This window comes from Pedobacter rhizosphaerae, assembly GCF_900111155.1.
GTDB classification, from domain to species: domain Bacteria; phylum Bacteroidota; class Bacteroidia; order Sphingobacteriales; family Sphingobacteriaceae; genus Pedobacter; species Pedobacter rhizosphaerae.
On the sequence record NZ_FOGG01000008.1, the window covers coordinates 66,501 to 87,305 of the forward strand.

A 20,805-nucleotide genomic window follows, 5' to 3' on the forward strand; every position below is an offset into this window, starting at 1 on the left:
TTAAATAATGGGCGATTTCATTAATTAATACAAAAAATAGCTTAAATTGTTCGCCCGCCGCATAAATTTAACAGTGTGCGGCTTTAATTTGCTAAAAATGAAGTCAATAAATTTAAATATAACTTTCCAACAGTATAATGACTTAAACGAGTTGAACGAACTGGATAAAACGCTTTGTGGCCTTGCCGAACAGGCGCTTGCAGGTTCTTATTCTCCTTATTCAAAATTCAGGGTAGGTACAGCGATCAGGTTAGCCAGTGGTGAAATTGTATTGGGAAGCAACCAGGAAAACGTAGCCTATCCTTCAGGTCTTTGTGCAGAACGCGTAGCTTTATTCTCCATTGGGGCAAACAATCCAAATGCGGTGATTCAAAGTATGGCCATAACTGCTCAAACAGATGCCTTTGAAATCTTGCAACCCGTTACATCTTGTGGAGGTTGTTTACAGGTGATGGTTGAGTTTGAGCGCAGACAAAAATTACCAATTGAGGTTATTTTCTATTGTATCAATGGAGAAATTTTAAAAGTACCTAGTGTAAAGAGCTTGTTGCCCTTTGCTTTTGTAGAGGAGAGATTGGAAGGATAACCTGAAGTAATGTTTATATTTGGACTTTTAGTCTATATGAAACCTTATTACATTCTACTCCTTTTAATTTCTTTCCCTTTTTTTCTTAGGGCTCAGTCACCTTTAAACAGCAAAAATACCTACAAGATTATATATTCCAGATTAGCAAATGGCAAGCCCCTCGATGATCAGCAGGCAGTAGTGGTTATTGCCTGCGCACAGCAGAATTTAATCAGCACAACAAGTGTTTTAGCTAACAAGGCTAAATATCCCTTCGAGCAAACCATAGTGGTTAAGCCATCGAATAATTTATTCCAGATAGCAGATTTAAGTCCGGGAAATCAAATTTCTACAGAAGATCCAACAGCTATTGGAAAGCAGAATTTTGAAATCAGTCAGGAAACTAAGGTTATTTTAGGTTACACCTGTAAAAAGGCCATAACGGTAGTAAATTCTAACAAAATTGAGCTCTGGTTTACTACAGATGCTGGTTTAAAAGCAGCTCCAACGGCTTTGGGCCAAAACCTGGGTTTGGTTTTGGAACAGGTACGCAATGGAAATACAATGCTAAAAGCCAGTAAAATTGAATCAATCAAGAATCAAAAGCTTATCAATGTAGCAGCCCAGAGTAATGCATCTACTGATGCACTTACTTATAAGGATTTGTTATGGAAAAGCAGGTTTACAACTTTAAGTATATTTAAGAATGAAACTATTAATTTTGTAGCTAAGCCAGAATCAAACGATAGTATTTTCAGATATGCAGGGGGAACTGTAATTGCAAGGAAGGTGAAATTTCCCGATTATTCTACCCCGCCAACCGCATTCGTCGATTTAACCGAACAATCTAATGGTGATGCGTATGACAGAACAGGTTCGGTTTTCATTATTCCAACGGATAAGAAAATTAGTCTGCTGGATGCCTTAAAAGGCTCAGTTAAAGAATTGCCTGTTTATGATAACGGAAATGGAACGCAATATCAGGGGGTAGTAGCCACCGCAGATTATAATCCGGTGATAGAACTCATGAGGTTTTTCACACCTTTTGGCGTAGGAAAATACAATGATTTAAAGCTGAAGGATAAGAATTGGGCTGATCAGGTTTATTACCGTCAGGATATTTCCGATTTATATCCGGTGCTAAATGGAAAAGAGATGTGGGTGGCCGTATTTGTAGGCAATTACGATAAAGGCGGACATAAAGTATCGTTAAATATTACTATGCATAAAGATGGACGGGCTACTGATAAAAAAGAAACCATTCTTCCTATCTTTAATTCTACGAATGTAATGGAAATGGCTGGACAAGAATATGGTACCATGTTTAGTAGTGACAAAGGCCTCGAGGTTACGTTTAGTTTATCAAAAGATTTAAAAAACGCGAAACTTCGCTATATTACCACAGGACATGGTGGCTGGGGTGGCGGAGACGAGTTTGTACCTAAGGAAAATACGATTTGGTTAGATGGAAAGATTGTAACTGCATTTACACCCTGGAGGCAAGATTGTGGTTCTTACCGGCTGTCTAACCCGGCATCTGGAAACTTTGAAAGTGGTTTATCTTCATCCGATTTAAGCCGGTCAAACTGGTGTCCGGGAACAGTTACCAATCCAAACCTGATTAATTTAGGCGATTTGGAGGCCGGAAGCCACACCGTTAAAGTAACCATTCCACTTGGAAAAAGAGAAGGAAGCAGCTTTAGTGCCTGGAATGTTTCGGGTATTTTAATTGGAACTGAGTAATTTGTAATAACCCGTAGGTAAGCACAATTGCTGACAACGGTGTTTATAACTTATTTTTAACAGAATTTAGCGATATCTTATATTTACAATCATCAATAATGCGATTTCTTAATGAGTGAAGAACTAGACCCAAACATAAACGAAGAACACAAACATACCATAACTCCAATTAACGGTTTATACGAAAACTGGTTCCTCGATTATGCGTCTTACGTAATTCTAGATCGTGCAGTTCCGCATATTCATGACGGGTTAAAGCCTGTACAACGCCGTATCATGCACTCGCTTAAAGAAATGGACGATGGACGTTTCAATAAAGCAGCGAATGTAATTGGTAATACCATGAAATATCACCCACATGGTGATGCTTCTATTGGAGATGCCATGGTTCAGATAGGACAAAAGGATCTGTTAATCGATATGCAGGGTAACTGGGGTGATCCGGTTACTGGTGATAGTGCTGCTGCCCCGCGGTACATTGAAGCAAGGTTATCAAAATTTGCTAACGATGTTGTTTTTAATCCGGATACAACCGAATGGCAGCTAAGTTATGATGGGCGGAATAACGAACCGATTACGCTACCTGTTAAATTTCCTTTGTTACTTGCTCAGGGAGCAGAAGGTATTGCAGTTGGTTTGGCCACCAAAGTTATGCCGCATAACTTTATCGAGTTAATTGATGCCTCTATTGAATCTTTACGGGGCACTCGCCCAAATATCCTTCCTGATTTTTTTACCGGAGGGATGGCCGATTTTTCGGCCTACAACGAGGGTCAGCGTGGAGGTAAAATTCGCGTAAGGGCAAAAATTACCGAAAAGGATAAAAAGACCTTAGTTATTACTGAGGTTCCTTTTAGTACTACTACAGGTTCTGTTATTGATAGTATTTTATCAGCCAATGATAAAGGAAAGATCAAAATCAAGAAGATAGAAGATAATACTGCCGCAAACGTTGAAATTGTGGTACATCTGGCCCCCGGGATTTCGCCTGATGTAACTATTGATGCGCTATATGCTTTTACGGCTTGTGAGGTATCTATCTCTCCTAATACCTGTATCATTAAGGACGATAAGCCGCACTTCATGAGTGTGAATGACATCCTTATTGAAAATACAAAACATACCAAATCATTACTTAAAAAGGAACTGGAGATTCGACTGCATGAATTGCAGGAGAAGATTTTCTTCAGTTCATTATTGAAGATATTTATTCAGGAGGGGATGTATAAGAATCCTGAATATGAAAATTCGAGTAATTTTGATACCGTTGTAGAGGTATTACACCTGTTATTCGAGCCTTTCAAACCCTCGCTTTACCGCGAGATTACCCCAGAAGATTTCAAAAAGCTGATCGATAAGCCCATGAGTAGCATCACCCGTTTTGATGTTAAAAAGGCTGATGAGCAAATGAATGCTTTGGAAGAAGAAATTAAAGTGGTTAAAAACCATTTGAAGCACCTTACCGATTATGCCATTGCCTGGTATGAAAAACTGAAAAATAAATACGGCAAAGGAAGAGAACGCAAAACGGAAATTCGATTATTTGATAGGGTAGAGGCTGCAAAAGTAGCACTAGCCAATGTTAAGTTATACATGAACCGTGAAGATGGCTTTATCGGTTCTGGTTTGCGTAAGGATGAGTTTGTTGCCGATTGTTCTGATATTGATGAAGTTATTGTTTTCCGTGAAGATGGGAAATGTATCATCACCAAAGTAGCCGATAAAACCTTTGTGGGTAAGGGTATTATACATGCCCAAGTATTTAAAAAAGGAGACGAGCGAACCATTTATAACATGATTTATAAAGATGGTTCGAGTGGTACGGCTTATGTTAAACGTTTTGCCGTTGTTGGCGTAACCCGCGATAAGGAATACGACTTGAGCAAAGGCACCAAAGGTTCTAAAGTGCTGTACTTTACCGCTAATCCTAATGGAGAAGCGGAGGTGGTTAACGTGGCCTTGAAACCGCACTCTAAGCTTCGTAAACTTCAGTTTGATTTAGATTTTGCTGAAGTAGCAATTAAGGGGCGTGGATCGCAAGGTAACATCGTTTCTAAATATCCGGTCAAGAAAATTATACTTAAAAGTAAAGGTGTTTCTACCCTTTCGGGATTGAAAATCTGGTATGACGATTTATTGAAACGCCTAAATGTAGACGGCAGGGGTAAATACCTGGGCGAGTTTGATGGTGATGATAAAATCCTGCAAATTCATAAGGATGGGTATTATGAATTAAGTTCATTTGAATTAAGTAATCACTTTGATGATGGCCTGATATTGATTCAGAAATTCGATGCAGATAAGGTTTTTGCTGCGGTACACTATGATGGTAAAGCGCAGAATTACTTTGTAAAGCGATTCGCATTTGAATCTCAATCTGTTGGCAAAAAGGTTAGCTTTATTAGTGAGGAGCCTAAGTCAAGACTATTATTCTTGACCTCCAATCCAGCTGCTAAAATAATAGTTGATGTATTAAAGGGTAAAACACAAACTCCGGAGACATTAGATCTTGTGCTCGCTGAAATGATCGATGTTAAAGGCTTAAAGGCAAATGGTAACCGTTTATCGCCGCATGATGTTCAGAAAGTAGTGCTGGAGGAACCCGAAGAGGAAATAGAAGAAACCATTGAACCTGAAGAGGAAACTGGTGGTGTAGAGGATGTAGAATTGGTAGACTCAGATGAGGCAATTGAAAACGAGGCTGTAGAAACAGAAAGTATTGCTCCTGAAAAGCTTGCCGAAGAGCCCGCTGTAAAGGAAAAGCCTAAGTTTGAGCGTACAGAAAAAACTGAGGTAAAAATAGAAAAACCTGCTGAAGCAAAACCTCCTGTAGTGGAAAAGGTTACTGCGCCTGCTAGCCCAAAAAAGGAAGAGCCTAAAGAGGAAGAAAAACCAGTTAAAAAGGTCGATTTCGAAATTACCAATCCAGATGATATCGATATGGACGATAAAGGACAATTGGGATTGTTTTAAACCTTTCTACCTGATCATTCAACATAAAATAATTTAATCGGCCGGTGTTTCATCGGCCGATTTTTGTTTATCCCCTCCATTTAGCCAAAGTTTTAAGTTCCTAAATTTAAAACCTATATTTGCCTTACTCAAAGGGGTGCTTTTTGGTATCGTTTCAATCTTTCGAACCAAATTGCTGAGATTATACCCATTTTAAAGGTCTATAGATGACGATTGGTTGAGGGCGTATTTGCTTAGCCTTATACCTCTAAACCCTATTCCTTTAAATGAACCTGATTCGGATAATGCCGACGTAGGAATTACTTATTTCGCTGTTTAGCCCCATACAACAGTTTAACTATTTATTGGCTTTGGAGGCTATAAGATTGTAATGAATTTTCAAGATTGGTGGAAGCTTTTTCAGGAGCAGATTTTAAATACATCCTTAATAGAGTGGTTTGCACTCGCATTTGGCGTTTCGGAAGTTTTACTGGCAAAAAGAAATAGTGTTTGGCTATATCCAACTGGTATTGTTTCTATTTGCTTGTGGATGTTTCTATTGCTTAAGGTAGATTTGTATGCAGAAACCCTACTGAATATCTATTATCTGGTAATGAGTATTTACGGCTGGGCAATATGGAAAACAAGAGCTCAGGATGCGGAAAATCAGGTAGAATGGAGTGATAATAAAGAGATAACCATAGCGGTGCTGATCTCAACACTGGGTTTTCTGGTTTTGTATCTGGTATTAAAAAATTTCACCAAATCTGATGTTCCCATTATGGACGCATTCGTGTCTTCTACAGCCTGGGCAGGAATGTGGCTGTTAGCTAAGCGCAAAATAGAAAACTGGATATTCCTCAATATATCTAATATTGTAGCCATTCCCCTGTTATTTCATAAGAAACTCCCTTTAATGGCTTGTCTAACTACCTTCTTGTTTATTGTCGCAATATTTGGTTTCCTCGATTGGAAAAAGATTATCGATAGAAAAAAAATAAAACTGGCCTAATGGAAGATGTAATTGCTGTAAACTGGAAGGAAAAAGTAAAGGAATGCGCGGCAGCCTCAGAAGAGATGGGCGCTCTGCATCCTGAAATTTTAGAATTGGCATACCATGAAAATTGGTTTAAGCTCTTTGTTCCTCAAAGATATGGTGGGCCAGGAAAACAGCTGCCTGAAATATTGAGGTTAGAAGAAGAACTGGCAGAGGCAGATGGGAGCTTAGGCTGGACAGTAACACTATGTGCTGGTGCAGCCTGGTTTGCAGGCTTCTTAGATGTAGAACTCGCTGAAGATATTTTCGCTGATCCTAAGGTCTGTTTTGCCGGAAGTGGCGCAGTAGGAGGGACGGCTATTCAAACATCATCAGGATACCGCGTAAATGGCTTTTGGAAGTATGCCAGTGGCGCTTTGCATGCGACTATTTTTACAGCCAATTGCACTTTAAAAAATACGGATGGCTCTGATGTATTGGACAAGTCAGGAAACCCTGTAGTAAAATCATTCATCTTGAAAAGAGAGGAAGTAAAAATTATTTCCGGATGGTCTTATTTTGGATTGGTTGCCACAGGAAGCCACGCCTTTGAAGTGGTTGACTTATTGGTACCAGAAAACAGAACATTTGTAATTAACGATGATATTCAGGTTGCAGATTCAGGTTTCGACTATCCATTTCTGCAGTTGGCTGAAACCACTCTTGCAGTAAATAGCCTTGGTATGGCAAATCATTTTGTTAAACTCGTAGAGCAGGCTTTTATTTCCCGATCGGGTTTAAATAGGTATACGCCGGCCCAAATTGATTTCTTCAACATAGAGTTTAATCAATGTAAAAACAATTTAAACCAATTAAGAACAGAGTTTTATCAATGTTTTGACGAATCTTGGAGTCAGCTTATTAACGATGGGGGAATTCAGGAATCAAAATTACTGGAGCTGAGTAAAATAAGCAGAATGCTGGCGCATGCTTGTCGCAAGACCTCCGATACACTTTTCCCTTATTGCGGGCTCGAGGCAGCAAAAAAAGAAACAGAGATCAATCGGGTTTGGAGAGACATTCATACGGCAAGTCAACATGCACTTTTAACTTTCTTAAGTTAAATACTCTGGTTTAATTTTTCCTTTAAAATCGGTAGCAAACTTGTTAAACTTAGGTTGGATAACAAATGCGCAGTAAGGTTTACTATGATTATCATTGAAATAATTTTGATGATAATCTTCTGCTTCATAGAATTCTGAAACCGGAACAACTTGTGTAACGATTGGTTTGTCAAAAACCTTTTCGGCAGTGAGCTGATCAATCATTTTCTCTGCCTCCATCTTCTGATTCTCATTTGCATAGAAAATAACCGATCGGTATTGTGTACCGATATCATTTCCCTGCCTGTTTAAAGTAGTAGGATTATGTGTTTTAAAGAATATTAATAACAGTTCGGTATAGGAAATAACAGTTTCATCAAACTCCATACTTACCACTTCTGCGTGGCCTGTGTCGCCATTGCATATTTCCATGTATGTGGGGTGTTTAAGTGATCCACCCATGTAACCCGATGTTACCTGATTGACACCTTTTAAGGTTTGAAATACAGCTTCAGTGCACCAAAAACACCCGCCTCCAAATGTCGCTTTTTGCATATAGCAATAAACGTAAAAAAAATCATAAAGGTTTTATTTCGATATAAAAAAAGAAGCCCTACTTTTTGTAGGGCTTTTTCCTTATTGATATTGAATGTATATCGGTTTTGGAGTAAGTTTGATCAACTCTTCTGGGGTCATCATTCGGTTCGGAGCCTTTTTCAAATCGTTTTTATAAAACAATTTAAATCCTGTAAACTGAACCGGTTCTCCGTAAATAAAGTGGCGATAAGTTCCTTTTTTCAATTCTGGTTCACCCCATCCATCCATGTGCATTACAATTTGTACTTCTGGTCGAAGCTTGATGTTTGGTGAATTGGTTACCATTTTACGCGTGAAACGGTGAACAACAAATACCTTTGGAGGCAGATTGTATTTCTTTACCATATCAGCTAAATATCCCGAAACATAGTTAATATCTGCAGCATCGTATGTTCCAATTCTTTTTCCTGGAAGAGAACCATCCTTCATCGAGAATTCAGGGTCAATACCCAAATGAACATAAGGCAATTGAAGATATTTTTCAATGTGAGGTAATTCTGCTTTGATATTACTCAATGCTACCTGAAGATCAAGGAAAACGATTGTATTGGGTTGCATTTTAGCAATTTTTAGAACAGAATCGATCTGTTTGTTGCCCATACGGTTGATGTACTTGCCATCTTTTCCCGGGGTTCCGCTGGCAACAGCTGCAATATAGTGTAAGCCAGGTTGAACAGGCGTAGTCGGATCAACTTTCTCCCAGTGCTTTACTTCTTTATTTAAGCGTTGCCACATTTCTTTAGGTGCGTATTCGCCCAAAGCCCCCATTTTTTTAGAGTGTAAGTTACCATAATAAACAACAATTCTTTTGAAAGGTAAGATAGCTCCAGCTAAAGGATAAGGTTGCTTTTTTACTGGCCATTTTCCGGTGGTATCGCCGTTGGCCAGCTTTTGGGTTAAAGAATCATAAAGCTTTGGATCTACAGGTTTCATAACGTTTTCTGTAGAATCAGCGTTCTTTTTTGTCGTATCTGAAGCAAAGATTTTGCCAATACCGCTAGTGCTCTTACCATCAGATTGACAGTTAGCAAATAGACTGATTGCGGCAAAACCAAGTATGAGTGTGCCCGCTAAAGGATGAAATTTCATAGGAATATTTAAGTATTAATGTTTACGCAGTATTTCCGAATCTGTGTGGATGAAAGTAATGCGGAAAACCGATAGTTCAAAATAATTTAATTAACATTTACACATTGCAGAATTTACCAAAAACACCTAATGGTAATTTGATTCCTGCAGTGGCTTGTAAATATAGTTCTCCAGTTTCCAAATTTTGCACTTGAGGAAATGAAGTTTTTATCAGGTTTTCTACAATAACTGATGAAAAGCCCAAAGAATAGGTGTTTAAAATTAAGAAATGTTCTTTTTCATCTAAAAGTTGAACCACGTCTTGCATCATTTCTTGAATGTGATCTTCCAGTTTCCATTTTTCTCCATTAGGACCGTGTCCATACGCTGGTGGATCGAGGATAATTCCATTATATTTTTTACCTCTCTTAAGCTCTTTTTTTACAAATTTCAAAGCATCTTCCACCATCCAGCGGGTATTTTTAAGGCCAGAAAGTTCCTGGTTTTCATTTGCCCAGGTAACCACTTGTTTGATTGAATCTACGTGGGTAGTTTCGGCACCTGCCGCATTGGCAATTAACGAGGCCGCACCAGTATAAGCGAAAAGATTTAAGACTTTAGGTTGTGGTGTTTTAAACTTTTTAATAGATGAAGAGATGTAGTCCCAGTTTACTGCCTGCTCAGGAAATACACCCACATGTTTAAAAGAGGTTAGTCCTAAACGAAGTTTAATGGCTACTTCATTGTTTTTATATTCTACATGCCAGCGATCCGGAATCGAAAGGTTTTTTTTAACCCATTCGCCTGAAGTTGCTGATCTGCCTCTGAAGGTAATATTGGCTGCCTTTTTCCACTCTTGATCGGATAATGTTTTTTTCCATACTGCCTGAGGCTCAGGTCTGATGAGCACAACATTTCCAAATCTTTCTAATTTTTCAAAATCCCCGCAATCTATCAGTTCGTAATCTTTCCAGTGAGTGGGGCTTAATAATTGTATCATGTATTAAAATAACTTTAAATTGGGGTAATTTCTGATGTGTTGATCATCAGTTATAAGTGATAAATCTTCAGTTATCGCCTGGGCAATAATTAATCTGTCAAAAGGATCTTTGTGAAGCATAGGTAGTTCCAAATAGTAATTTAAACTCGCTTGGCTGGGATAAAGTACTACAATTTCATGTTTCTCAAGAAGGACAAAGATAGAATCTATGTCATCTTTAAGCTTTAATTTGCCTATGTTAATCTTTATGGTGATTTCCCAGATACTTATAATGCTTATATATTTTTCTGCTTCTTTATTGTTAAGGATGTCAATAGTTTTTTTAGAAATTGATCTGTCTCCATTAATGAAAAAAAGAAAAATATGGGTATCTAATAAAAAACGCATTACATATAATCTTTAAGATCATCTAATGGTTCGTTAAAATCATCAGCTATATAAAGTATTGTTCCTTTTGCAGCACCGTACAAACTTTTTGGTTCTTCTAAATGTTGCACTGCAGATGGAGTGGTTATGTAGGGTTTTTTAACATGTTTTGCTTTTAAAAAATCGATAAAGTCTTCTACCTCATTAATCATGTTTTCGGGTAAAGTTTCCAGTTTATCGATAATTTGCTTCGTTGCGAGTTTCATACTCCAATATACAAAAAAATTAAAACTTATCCTTTGCTGCCTTCATAAAACGACTTGCAAATACAAAGTCGTTAAGTTCTTGTATATCAGTATGTGCAATCTCTTTATTACTGCCTTCCCAGAATTTTTTTCCTTCATGTAAAAAGAGGATATAATCGCCAATTCCCATTACCGAGTTCATATCATGAGTTACCACTATGGTAGTGGTTTTATATTCTTCGGTAATTTCTTTAATGAGTTCATCGATAACGATCGATGTTTTAGGATCAAGGCCCGAATTCGGCTCATCACAGAATAAATATTTAGGATTCATGGCAATAGCGCGTGCAATACCAACACGTTTCTTCATTCCTCCTGAAAGCTCGGCAGGATAAAGTTTGTTTTTGCCTTCCAGGTTTACGCGTTCTAAACAGAAGTTTACACGCTCTAATTTCTCTTTACGTGTTTGTTCGGTAAACATATTTAAAGGAAACATAATGTTTTCTTCAACGGTCATGCTGTCAAATAGGGCTGATCCCTGAAATAGCATACCGATTTCTTTCCTCACTTCAATACGCTCTTCATAAGACATTGGAGTAAAGTCTCTTCCATCATATAAAACCGAGCCAGAATCTGGTTGATGCAAGCCCACCATACATTTTAACAAAGTAGTTTTACCTGATCCCGAGCCTCCAATGATAAGATTGGTAACGCCTTCTTCAAATTTTCCAGAAATGCCTTTTAGTACTTCGTTACCAGAAAATGATTTATAAATATCTTTGATTTCTATCATTACAATAACAATTGGGTCACGATATAATCGCAAGCTAAAATGGAAATACAACTAATTACAACAGCCCTAGTACTAGCCTGAGATACCTCTAAAGCGCCACCTTTTACGTAAAAGCCTTCATAGGCAGGTACGGTTGTGATAATAAAACCGAAAACAAATGCTTTAACTAAAGCCACTGTAATGGTGTAAGGATTAAAATCTGTAGTAATACCCTGCATATATTCTGCCGGAGTAACGGCTCCAGATAATGCCCCGCCAATATAACCACCAGAAATGCTTAAAAACATTGAAATGATAACTAAAAGCGGTACCATGGTGATACCCGAAATTACTTTTGGTAAAATCAGATAACCAGGCGCATTAATCCCCATAATTTCCAGTGCATCAATTTGTTCGGTTACCCGCATGGTGCCAATCTCAGAAGAAATGGCCGATCCTATTTTACCTGCCAGTACAATTGCACTAATGGTTGGGCTTAACTCCAGAATGCTGGAGTCGCGGTTTACAGAGCCAATAATTGTTTTAGGGATAAAATCACTAACCAGCTGGAAGGCAATTTGTAATGTCATTACCGCACCGATAAAAGTAGATATAATGGCAATTAACCCTAAAGAGCCTACGCCAACATAATCCATCTGCTTGGCAATCTCCTTAAAATATATTTTAAATTTTTCCGGCTTTCTAAATACAGATTTGAGTAGCAGTATGTACCTGCCGAAATTGGTAAAATTCATTCCGTATGTGTTGCTTAATTTAAATGTTCAACTTATAATACTACAAAGAAACGATAAAAAAGTTGTCGGACTTTGTTAATTCTAAAAATATTCGTGGTTTTGAATATAAATATGGTTTTTTGTTAACAAAAATTAAACCACAAAATAATGAAGGCTGTCATTACAGGTGCCACCAAAGGAATTGGTAGAGCTATAGCGATTAAACTTGCTCAAAATGGATACGATTTAATTCTAATCGCCCGTAACCCAAATGAATTGAATGATTTTCGCGCTGAATTGCTGAAACATAAAATTGAGGTCTCAATTTATCCTGTTGATTGTTCCGAGAAAGAAGAGGTACTTGGCTTTTTGAAAAATGCAGAAGTAGATTTCGGCTTCGTAGATATTTTGGTTAATAATGTTGGGGCCTTTATGCCTGGTAGCCTTTTGGATGAAGCCAATGAAGTATTCGAAAAACAACAGCACATTAATGTCAATGCTGGCTATTACATCAGCAAGTTTTTTGGAAAAAAGATGCGTTCCGAAAAGAAGGGCCATATTTTTAACATCTGCTCGGTAGCCAGTAATGCACCTGTTAAAAATGGTGGAAGTTATAGTGTAACAAAAGCAGCGATGTTAAGTCTTAATCATGTATTACGGCAAGAGTTAGCCCCATACAACGTTAAAGTTACTGCATTTTTGCCAGGTTCAACTAAAACTGCTTCTTGGGAAGGGACAACAATTCCTGATGAGAAATTTGTACAGCCAGAAGATATTGCAGAAACTTTATATACCATTTTAAACTTAAGTAAAGGGGTAAACGTTGATGAGGTACTGATTACGCCGCTAGATTTTTAACACAAAATGAACAACGTTATGGAAAAGAAGCTTTTTAGAAACGAACACGATAAAATGATTGCTGGTGTAGCTTCGGGCCTTGCAGATTACATGCAGGTGGAAGTAACCATAGTTAGATTATTGTTTGCATTATCGGCCATATTTATGGCTGGAGGTGGCCTTGTTGCCTATATTGTGATGTGGATTATTGTACCCGTAAATAACGATCCGGCAGCAAGATTTTCAAAATTTAATGATTATTTTAATAAAAATAATCCCAATACTCCCCCTTTTGGCTCAGGCGGTGTAAACTGGACTCAGCCAGTTAATGAAGGTGCAGAGAAAAAACCTTTCGAAACACAAGCCGACTTTAGCAAATTTAATAAGCCAAATGATACAGGTCGAATAATAGGAGGTTTAGTATTATTGGTTGTAGGTTGTTTCTTCTTAACCAGAGAGCTGGGATTAATCCCTTATTGGATCAGCTTTAGAAATCTGTGGCCAATTATCTTTATTGCTTTAGGTATTAGCATTATTGCTAAATCTAAAAGGAAAAACGAATGGAAAGAGTGGCAGAGCCAGCAGGCTGCAGCAACAGAAGCACCCAAAACGGCAACATTTTCTGATACAATTGTAGAAGAAAAACCTATAGCTAATGATGATAACAACACAACACCTCATAACCCTCAAGTATAAATATTATGAAATTAGATAGATTAATTTGGGGTATTTTACTGCTATTTATTGGCGGTGTACTTCTACTGGAAAACTTTGGCGTAATTGATTTTTATTGGCGTACGGTTTGGCGCTTTTGGCCAATATTTTTGATCATTGCAGGAGTAAATATTTTATTCAACCGGAATAACTCTCAAACTGGTAATGTCATTTCAATTGCAGTATTGGTTATTTCTTTATCTTTTCTTTTTGTTAAAGGACAGCAAAGGCCTTCCAACTCCTGGTTTGGGAAACACTTTAATAAGGATATGGATATCAATATTGATGATGACGATGATAAAGACACCGCCTTTAACCGGTTAAACTTGTTCGAGCCTTACATCGCTGCTGATAGTGCTAAGAAAACAGTTTTAAATATATCTGGTGGAGGAATTTCCTTCAAATTGGATGGAGAAACTTCAGAATTAATTAATGCCGATATTAAAAAAAGGCATGGTAACTTCTCCTTGAAGAAACTGGTTACCGATAGTGCAACCATCCTCACTTTGAGTATGGATGATAGAAGGAATAAATGGAAGTTTAGCGATAATGGCAATGATGTAGATTTCAAATTAAATAAAGCAGCCAACTGGGATGTGTTGATGAAGCTTGGTGCAGGAGAGGCTGATCTGGATTTTACAGACTATAAAGTACGTACTTTCCGCTTTGATGGCGGTGCGGCCGCTTTAGATATTAAAATGGGCGACTTGCTGCCAATTGCCGATGTGATTGTAAAATCGGGTGTGGCAGATGTTAAAATTAAGGTGCCTACCAACGCGGGTTGCAGAATCAAAACGAAAACAGGATTATCTGCCAAAGATTTCGAAGGATTTGAAAAGTTGAGTGATGGAGTGTATGAAACTTCTAATTATAAAACCTCAACCAAAAAAATCTTTATCAATTTAGACGGTGGATTAAGTAACTTTGAAGTAGAAAGATATTAAGGAATCGCCAGAAATTATTTTGGCAATCTCCCAGGTATCTATATCAAAGTAACTACCACAATTAAATGAATACCGATCAAGAGTATACCGTTGTTGTTAATGGAAAGCCGGCTGGGCCATATAGTCTTTCTGAGCTCACAACTTTAAATATTAAACCGAATACCTTTGTAAGGAAACCAGGAATGGACGATTATAAAGAAGCTCACGCAATGCCAGAATTGCGTGAGCTTCTAGGGTTTACCTTCCAGAAAACTGCTCCTCAATACTTTGCTGCATTTGATCAGCGCTTACTTGCCTCTGTAATAGATCATTTCCTTATTGTAATGGTATACAGTGTAATTATTCTAACCAGTTACATTTATATTCAGGAAAAGCAAGAGCGTATTATGGCATTTTTAGTGCCGTTCCCACTCGTGTTTCTAATTAAACTAATTTATGCAAGTTTTGCCGAAGCCTCAAAAAACCGGGCCACAATAGGCAAAAAATTATTGAACATTAAAGTAACAGATTTGGAAGGTAGCCGTATTTCTGTAGGGACTTCTTTTATTAGAAACTTTTCCAAAATACTTTCTGTTATCCCGCTGTTCTTTGGTTACTTATATAGTTTTCTCAATAAAAAGAACCAATGCTGGCACGATATCGCCGCAAATACTTTGGTGATTAAGGATCGGTTGATCTAGTGGTGCCAGGGGATCTGAGGTTCGGGAAAGCAGAATGTGGAAAGACTGAGGCCTGGAGAGTTTAAAGTATAAAGTTGAAAGTGTAAAGTTAAAAGTGCCATCGGCTTACAACTTACCTTAACTTCTTAATGTTTGTATGGCAGAAAGCTGAAAGACTGAGGCCTGGAGAATTTAAAGTATAAAGTTGAAAGTTTAAAGTTAAAAGTGTAAAGTGCCATCGGCTTACAACTTACCTTAACTTCTTAATGTTTGTATGGCAGAAAGCTGAAAGACTAAAGCCTGGAGAGTTTAAAAGTTTAAAGTATAAAGTGCCATCGGCTTAATGTACCTTAACTGCTTAATGTTTGTAAGGCAGAAAGCTGAAATACTGAGGCCTGGAGAGTTTAAAAGTTTAAAGTGTAAAGTGCAATCGGCTTAACTTACCTTAACTTCTTAATGTTTGTATGGCAGAAAGCTGAAAGACTGAGGCCTGGAGAGTTTAAAGTATAAACTTAAAAGTATAAAGTGCAATCGACTTAACGTACCTTAACTGCTTAATCTTTATAAGGAAGAAAGCCGAAAGACTAAAGCCTGGAGAGTTTAAAGTTTAAAGTTAAAAGTGCAATCGGCTTAACGTACCTTAACTGCTTAATGTTTGTAAGGTAGAAAGCTGAAGACTAAAGTTTGAAGAGGTAAAAAACAATCTTGCTACCCGCTTCATAATCCTTGCTACTAAACGATCTTTTCTTTTACAACATTCCAACATTAAAACATTCCAACAATCATTATCTTTGCATCGCATGGAAAATTTATCGGTAAAGCACAGTTTAGAAGGCGGATATTGTAACAGTTTAACACAATATTCAAGGTTTTTAACCCGCGAAGTGAACATAGGTGATATTGCGCTGGGTGGGCATAATCCCATCAGGATTCAATCTATGACCACCACCGATACAATGGATACGATAGGTACAGTAGAACAAACCATTCGCATGGTAGAATCTGGCTGTGAATACGTACGCATTACCGCACCCAGTATAAAAGAAGCAGAAAACTTAGCTAATATTAAGAAAGAACTGCGTTACCGAGGTTATAATGTGCCTTTAATTGCCGATATCCACTTCACGCCAAATGCTGCAGAAATGGCTGCACGTATTGTAGAAAAGGTGCGGGTGAACCCAGGTAACTATGCCGACAAAAAGAAATTCGAAAATATAGATTATACCCAGGATGCTTACAATGCAGAATTAGACAGAATTTATAAAAAGTTTATTCCGCTGGTAAAAATCTGTAAAGAATATGGTACTGCCATGCGCATTGGCACCAACCATGGTTCGTTATCTGATCGGATTATGAGCCATTATGGCGATACGCCAAGGGGAATGGTCGAATCCGCAATGGAGTTTATCCGCATGTGCGAAGACCAGCAATACTATAATCTGGTTATCTCTATGAAAGCTAGTAACACCCAGGTAATGGTACAGGCCTACCGCTTGTTGGTAGAGACAATGGCTAAAGAAGGAATGAACTATCCTTTACATTTAGGGGTAACCGAAGCAGGAGATGGAGAAGACGGACGTATAAAATCGGCTGTTGGAATTGGTACACTATTAGAAGATGGCCTAGGTGATACCATTCGTGTTTCGCTAACCGAAGATCCAGAATTTGAAGCGCCAGTGGCCAAAGCCCTTGCAGATCGTTATGCTAAAAGAAGCTTAGAATCCATTACCAAGCTTCCAAATCCTCAACGCCCAACTTATTCTCCCTATGAGTATAATCGCCGGGTAACACAGCCTGTACAGCATATTGGCGATCATCATCATCCGCTTGTAATGATCGATGTTGCTCAGCAAAACTTGAAAGATCCCTATTTTTTAAACACCATTGGATACAACTATAGTGCAGGATTAGATAAATATAACCTGGCAGATCAGGCTTGCGATTTAGCTTATTTAGGAGATAATTTGCCTTCTTTTTCTTTTCCAGGAAATTTAAAGCAAATTTATAACTACAACACCTGGTTAGGTTTAAAGGATAAGCAAAATGCTCACCCCTTATTCTCTGTTCAGGAATTTGAAAAAGCTGAAATCAAGGATGAACATTTAAATTTTGTACAGGTTGATGCAGAACAATTAAACAGCTCATTAATCCAACAATTAAACAGTACCGTTGTCTTGATTCTGGAAACCAGGGCTGAACATGGCATGGCCGCACAACGATCGTTTTTTGTAGCACTACAAGATCAAAATATCCAGATTCCGGTAATCATTAAAAGAAGTTACACGGCGGTAGACGCAGACAATCTGATGCTTTATGCAGCTACCGATTTAGGAGCCTTGTTAACCGATGGCTTCGGAGATGGTGTATGGATTGATGCTCCGGGCCATAATCTCGCACTTATTAATTCGACCAGCTTCGGGATCTTGCAAGCTACACGTACCCGTATTAGTAAAACTGAATATATTTCCTGCCCAAGCTGCGGAAGAACGCTCTTCGATTTACAAGAAACAACCCAACTCATCCGTTCTCGTACCGATCATCTTAAAGGAATTAAGATTGGTATCATGGGGTGCATCGTAAACGGACCAGGTGAAATGGCAGATGCCGATTATGGTTATGTAGGTACAGGACCAGATAAAATAACACTTTATCGTGGAAAAGAAGTGGTGAAGAAAAATGTAACCACAGCCTATGCCCTTGATGAACTGATTGGGATTATAAAAGATGATGGCAACTGGGTAGAAAAATTATAGTCCTCAGGCAAATTCGAATAGCGCTAACTTCTCAATTCTTGTTACTTTTTAACTAAGAAACACTAAATTGCTTTCATGAATATATTGGAGTTTCGATCCATATTTAACGAGTTACGAAGTTTATTGACCCGGCAGGGGCTTACAGGTAATGAACTGATTTATTCCTACTTTTTTATTGGATTAATTGGGGTAATCCTCTTTTTGTTCATTACCATCTTTATTACACGTCAGGTTTTTATCGGAGCAGTAAAAAGTGCAAAGACAAAGTCCGATTGGCAAAAGGCACTTTTTGAATTTCGGGTTTTCAGGGCTTTTGCATTAATATTCGGCGCATACATCATTTACAATGTTGTGCCCTATCTCTTCGAGGATTTTAAAACTGCGCTTTTCTACGCCCTGATTTTTGCCAAAATTTATATTGTTTTGGCCGTTATGTTTGCCATAAATGCATTTCTTAATGCATTGGTGTCCATTATGGAGGCCTCCAAAAAGTATGCAGATAAGCCCATAAGAAGCTACAAGCAGGTTGCTAAAATCATTTTTTATATAGTAGGTTTTGTGTTAATCCTATCCATCATTTTAGGAGAATCCCCGCTCTATGTTTTTGGTGGTTTTGGCGCAGTTACCGCAGTCTTAATCCTGGTCTTTCGAGATCCAATTTTAGGGTTTGTAGCTTCTGTGCAGATGAGTGCAATAGATTTAGTGAGAGTAGGGGATTGGATCACCGTAGAAAAATATGGTGCAGATGGAGAAGTCACAGAAATCAACTTAACCACCATTAAAGTGCGAAACTGGGATAAAACAGTTACCATTGTGCCCAGCTATGCCATTGTAAGTGAGTCTTTCAAAAACTGGCGTGCCATGGAAGAAAGTGAGGGGAGGCGGATTAAACGGCACATCAATATCAAAATCTCCAGCATCAAATTCTGCGATGAAGAACTGATTAATCGCCTGAAAAGTATCGATTTCTTAAAAGACTATCTTCGGGAAACACAAGAACACATTGAACGGTTTAATGCCGAGCATACTGTAAATCCCAATAATCTGGTTAATGGCAGGCACATGACCAACATAGGGACCTTCAGGGTGTATGCGGAAAAATACCTTGAAAGCAACCCATACATCAATACTGAGATGACCTTTATGGTGAGGCAGCTCCAAGCCACAGAAAATGGACTTCCAATTGAAATTTATGTCTTCTCAAAGGAAAAAGGATTGAAGAAATTTGAGGAAGTTGCGGCAGATATATTCGATCATTTACTCGCGACGGTACCTTATTTTGATCTGGAGATTTTCCAAAGTCCGAGCGGCAGCGATATGCGGCAATTCATCAATAGAACATAAAGGAGGAGTCTGTATCCTATATTCGGCTCCGATTGAGGTAGCTGTTGATGAATATTAGGATACAGTCTCAATTGTTTATTCTTCTCTTAAAAACACCAAACACTTCTCACAAACCTTAAATAAAAGCGGTGGGAGGTTATCATTTTCATAAGGTTGAGAAGCACCATATACATGATTTGCACCTTCAATTTTCACTAATCTGCTACCTGGATTAGCCTCAGCCAGTTTTTGGGCAGTCTCAAAAGCAACATTTACATCCTCGTCTCCCTGAATAATTAACCAGGGGATATTGATCCGCTTTGCAGCATTTAAAATATTAAGGGTTTCTGCGTTGGCTTCAAAATCTTCTAACAAAGTAACATTTAAAGGCATCTGCTCCTGGGTACGGGCATTGGTAACTTCAATTTTACCTGTCTTTCTCCAATCAGCCTCTTGCTCCTTTTTCCAAAGACTGTTAAAACCTGATATTGCGCTCCAGGTAATCAGTTTGTTTATGCGTAAATCGTTAGCAGCCTCAATAATTGTTAATCCTCCCCCACGGCTATGGCCAATCAAATTGAGTTGAACATCTTTTCCATAAGATTTTTCAATAAAATCCAGCACTGCATTCAAATCAAATAATTCCTTAGAAACCGTATTATTGGCAAAGCTTTCTAAATCGGTCACATCCATAGGGTTATCGGCAGGGACGCCACTGTGCGATAAATTGAACTTTATATAACGATATCCATTGGCAGCAAAATAACGGGCAACTAAATTATGTGCTCCCCAATCTTTAAAGCCCTTAAAGCCATGTACAAAAAGAATAATAGGCGTATTAGGGTTTTTGTCGTCAAAAGTAATGTCTCCGATAATTAATTTTCCATCAGCCCCGGTAAGGCTAAAATTGCTTTGTGTAATCATAATTTTAAATTTTGCATCTCGCTATTATCAACAAATACATGAGTATTCGTTGTTTAGGTTTTATAATAATATGCAGCCCACAACATAAAAAGTAGCTGAAAAGGTAACCTAATCCATGCTATAAATGAGGTGATTTGTATATCGCCTAGCATGAAAGGAGCTTTTTCTATCATGTAAATATGAGCCGGTATAAATGCTCCAAGCATTAAAATAATTAACAGGGCAGCTTGCTTTCTGGTTTTTGGAAATAGTAATAAAATGCCCAAAATGATTTCTATTAACCCTGATAAATAAATTAAAAAGCGATGACCAGGCAACCAATTGGGCATAATGACGTAATATACCTCAGTGGAAATAATGTGATTAATGCCGGCCACAATGTAGAAAATGGAGTAGAGCCAAAGCAGGATTTTATATACCATAAAATTGATGTAGTTTGGATCTGTTTATTTAAAACCATTCTAAATTGCCCTAAATTACAGGTTAATGACAGTGAACTTAGCCTTGCTTGATTACTTTTGTATCCCGAT

Annotated in this window: 21 protein-coding genes; 12 read left to right on the forward strand and 9 right to left on the reverse strand. The window is 38.0% G+C overall.

Annotation, left to right across the window (positions count from 1 at the left end; translation table 11 throughout):
* Window positions 1-97 precede the first annotated feature (97 nt).
* The 5 genes from BMX11_RS08480 to BMX11_RS08500 all read left to right on the forward strand — a co-directional run bounded on the left by BMX11_RS08480 (window position 98) and on the right by BMX11_RS08500 (window position 7,360).
* The gene (locus tag BMX11_RS08480; RefSeq protein WP_090883444.1) at window positions 98-586 is read left to right on the forward strand and encodes a cytidine deaminase; all 489 of its coding nucleotides are present in this window, start codon (window positions 98-100) and stop codon (window positions 584-586) included.
* A gap of 36 nt (window positions 587-622) precedes the next feature.
* Window positions 623-2,308 (forward strand): PNGase F N-terminal domain-containing protein, encoded by a 1,686-nt coding sequence (locus tag BMX11_RS08485; protein WP_090883446.1) that lies wholly within the window; start codon window positions 623-625, stop codon window positions 2,306-2,308.
* Window positions 2,309-2,419: 111 nt separating this feature from the next.
* Window positions 2,420-5,281 carry a DNA gyrase/topoisomerase IV subunit A gene (locus BMX11_RS08490; RefSeq protein WP_090883448.1) on the forward strand — a complete coding sequence of 954 codons (2,862 nt, stop codon included), beginning with the start codon at window positions 2,420-2,422 and terminating at the stop codon, window positions 5,279-5,281.
* A gap of 370 nt (window positions 5,282-5,651) precedes the next feature.
* Window positions 5,652-6,272: a nicotinamide riboside transporter PnuC gene (gene pnuC / locus BMX11_RS08495; RefSeq protein ID WP_090883450.1), complete on the forward strand. Its 621-nt coding sequence runs from the start codon at window positions 5,652-5,654 to the stop codon at window positions 6,270-6,272.
* Complete coding sequence (locus tag BMX11_RS08500; protein WP_090883452.1) at window positions 6,272-7,360, forward strand: acyl-CoA dehydrogenase family protein; 1,089 nt, start codon at window positions 6,272-6,274, stop codon at window positions 7,358-7,360. The genes pnuC and BMX11_RS08500 overlap by 1 nt, the downstream gene beginning before the upstream one ends.
* Here the strand turns inward: BMX11_RS08500 and msrA are convergent.
* From msrA to BMX11_RS08535, 7 genes are all read right to left on the reverse strand, one after another.
* Window positions 7,352-7,894, reverse strand: coding sequence for a peptide-methionine (S)-S-oxide reductase MsrA (msrA, locus tag BMX11_RS08505; protein ID WP_090883454.1), 543 nt, complete (start codon window positions 7,892-7,894; stop codon window positions 7,352-7,354). The two genes, BMX11_RS08500 and msrA, sit on opposite strands and share 9 nt — an antisense overlap.
* 81 nt (window positions 7,895-7,975) lie before the next feature.
* Window positions 7,976-9,025 carry a hypothetical protein gene (locus BMX11_RS08510; RefSeq protein ID WP_090883456.1) on the reverse strand — a complete coding sequence of 350 codons (1,050 nt, stop codon included), beginning with the start codon at window positions 9,023-9,025 and terminating at the stop codon, window positions 7,976-7,978.
* 97 nt (window positions 9,026-9,122) lie between these two features.
* Entirely contained in the window at window positions 9,123-10,004 is an 882-nt protein-coding gene (locus BMX11_RS08515) for an RsmD family RNA methyltransferase (protein WP_090883458.1), read from the reverse strand.
* Window positions 10,005-10,007: 3 nt separating this feature from the next.
* Complete coding sequence (locus BMX11_RS08520; RefSeq protein ID WP_090883460.1) at window positions 10,008-10,391, reverse strand: type II toxin-antitoxin system VapC family toxin; 384 nt, start codon at window positions 10,389-10,391, stop codon at window positions 10,008-10,010.
* Complete coding sequence (gene vapB / locus BMX11_RS08525) at window positions 10,391-10,636, reverse strand: type II toxin-antitoxin system VapB family antitoxin (RefSeq protein WP_090883462.1); 246 nt, start codon at window positions 10,634-10,636, stop codon at window positions 10,391-10,393. Before vapB ends, BMX11_RS08520 begins: the two co-directional genes overlap by 1 nt.
* 19 nt (window positions 10,637-10,655) lie before the next feature.
* Window positions 10,656-11,408, reverse strand: coding sequence for an ABC transporter ATP-binding protein (locus BMX11_RS08530; protein ID WP_090883464.1), 753 nt, complete (start codon window positions 11,406-11,408; stop codon window positions 10,656-10,658).
* A complete protein-coding gene (locus BMX11_RS08535) occupies window positions 11,408-12,142 on the reverse strand; it encodes an MlaE family ABC transporter permease (protein WP_090883466.1) in 735 nt (244 codons plus the stop codon). The genes BMX11_RS08530 and BMX11_RS08535 overlap by 1 nt, the downstream gene beginning before the upstream one ends.
* A 147-nt stretch (window positions 12,143-12,289) precedes the next feature.
* On the opposite strand from BMX11_RS08535, the gene BMX11_RS08540 reads away from it, so the two are divergent.
* The 6 genes from BMX11_RS08540 (at window position 12,290) to BMX11_RS08565 (ending at window position 19,372) form a co-directional block, all read left to right on the forward strand.
* Entirely contained in the window at window positions 12,290-12,979 is a 690-nt protein-coding gene (locus BMX11_RS08540) for an SDR family oxidoreductase (RefSeq protein WP_090883468.1), read from the forward strand.
* Between the two features lie 18 nt (window positions 12,980-12,997).
* Window positions 12,998-13,654 carry a PspC domain-containing protein gene (locus BMX11_RS08545; protein ID WP_175474513.1) on the forward strand — a complete coding sequence of 219 codons (657 nt, stop codon included), beginning with the start codon at window positions 12,998-13,000 and terminating at the stop codon, window positions 13,652-13,654.
* A gap of 5 nt (window positions 13,655-13,659) precedes the next feature.
* The gene (locus BMX11_RS08550; protein WP_090883472.1) at window positions 13,660-14,616 is read left to right on the forward strand and encodes a LiaF transmembrane domain-containing protein; all 957 of its coding nucleotides are present in this window, start codon (window positions 13,660-13,662) and stop codon (window positions 14,614-14,616) included.
* A gap of 65 nt (window positions 14,617-14,681) precedes the next feature.
* Window positions 14,682-15,296: an RDD family protein gene (locus BMX11_RS08555; protein ID WP_090883474.1), complete on the forward strand. Its 615-nt coding sequence runs from the start codon at window positions 14,682-14,684 to the stop codon at window positions 15,294-15,296.
* Between the two features lie 779 nt (window positions 15,297-16,075).
* Window positions 16,076-18,028, forward strand: coding sequence for a (E)-4-hydroxy-3-methylbut-2-enyl-diphosphate synthase (gene ispG, locus BMX11_RS08560; protein WP_090883476.1), 1,953 nt, complete (start codon window positions 16,076-16,078; stop codon window positions 18,026-18,028).
* A 75-nt stretch (window positions 18,029-18,103) separates the two neighbouring features.
* Complete coding sequence (locus BMX11_RS08565; RefSeq protein ID WP_090883478.1) at window positions 18,104-19,372, forward strand: mechanosensitive ion channel family protein; 1,269 nt, start codon at window positions 18,104-18,106, stop codon at window positions 19,370-19,372.
* Window positions 19,373-19,447: 75 nt separating this feature from the next.
* Here the strand turns inward: BMX11_RS08565 and BMX11_RS08570 are convergent, their stop codons facing one another.
* A complete protein-coding gene (locus tag BMX11_RS08570; RefSeq protein ID WP_090883480.1) occupies window positions 19,448-20,275 on the reverse strand; it encodes an alpha/beta hydrolase family protein in 828 nt (275 codons plus the stop codon).
* A gap of 53 nt (window positions 20,276-20,328) precedes the next feature.
* Entirely contained in the window at window positions 20,329-20,652 is a 324-nt protein-coding gene (locus BMX11_RS24800) for a DoxX family protein (RefSeq protein ID WP_394332673.1), read from the reverse strand.
* On the opposite strand from BMX11_RS24800, the gene BMX11_RS24275 reads away from it, so the two are divergent.
* A complete protein-coding gene (locus tag BMX11_RS24275) occupies window positions 20,581-20,787 on the forward strand; it encodes a hypothetical protein (protein ID WP_175474514.1) in 207 nt (68 codons plus the stop codon). The two genes, BMX11_RS24800 and BMX11_RS24275, sit on opposite strands and share 72 nt — an antisense overlap.
* Window positions 20,788-20,805 lie beyond the last annotated feature (18 nt).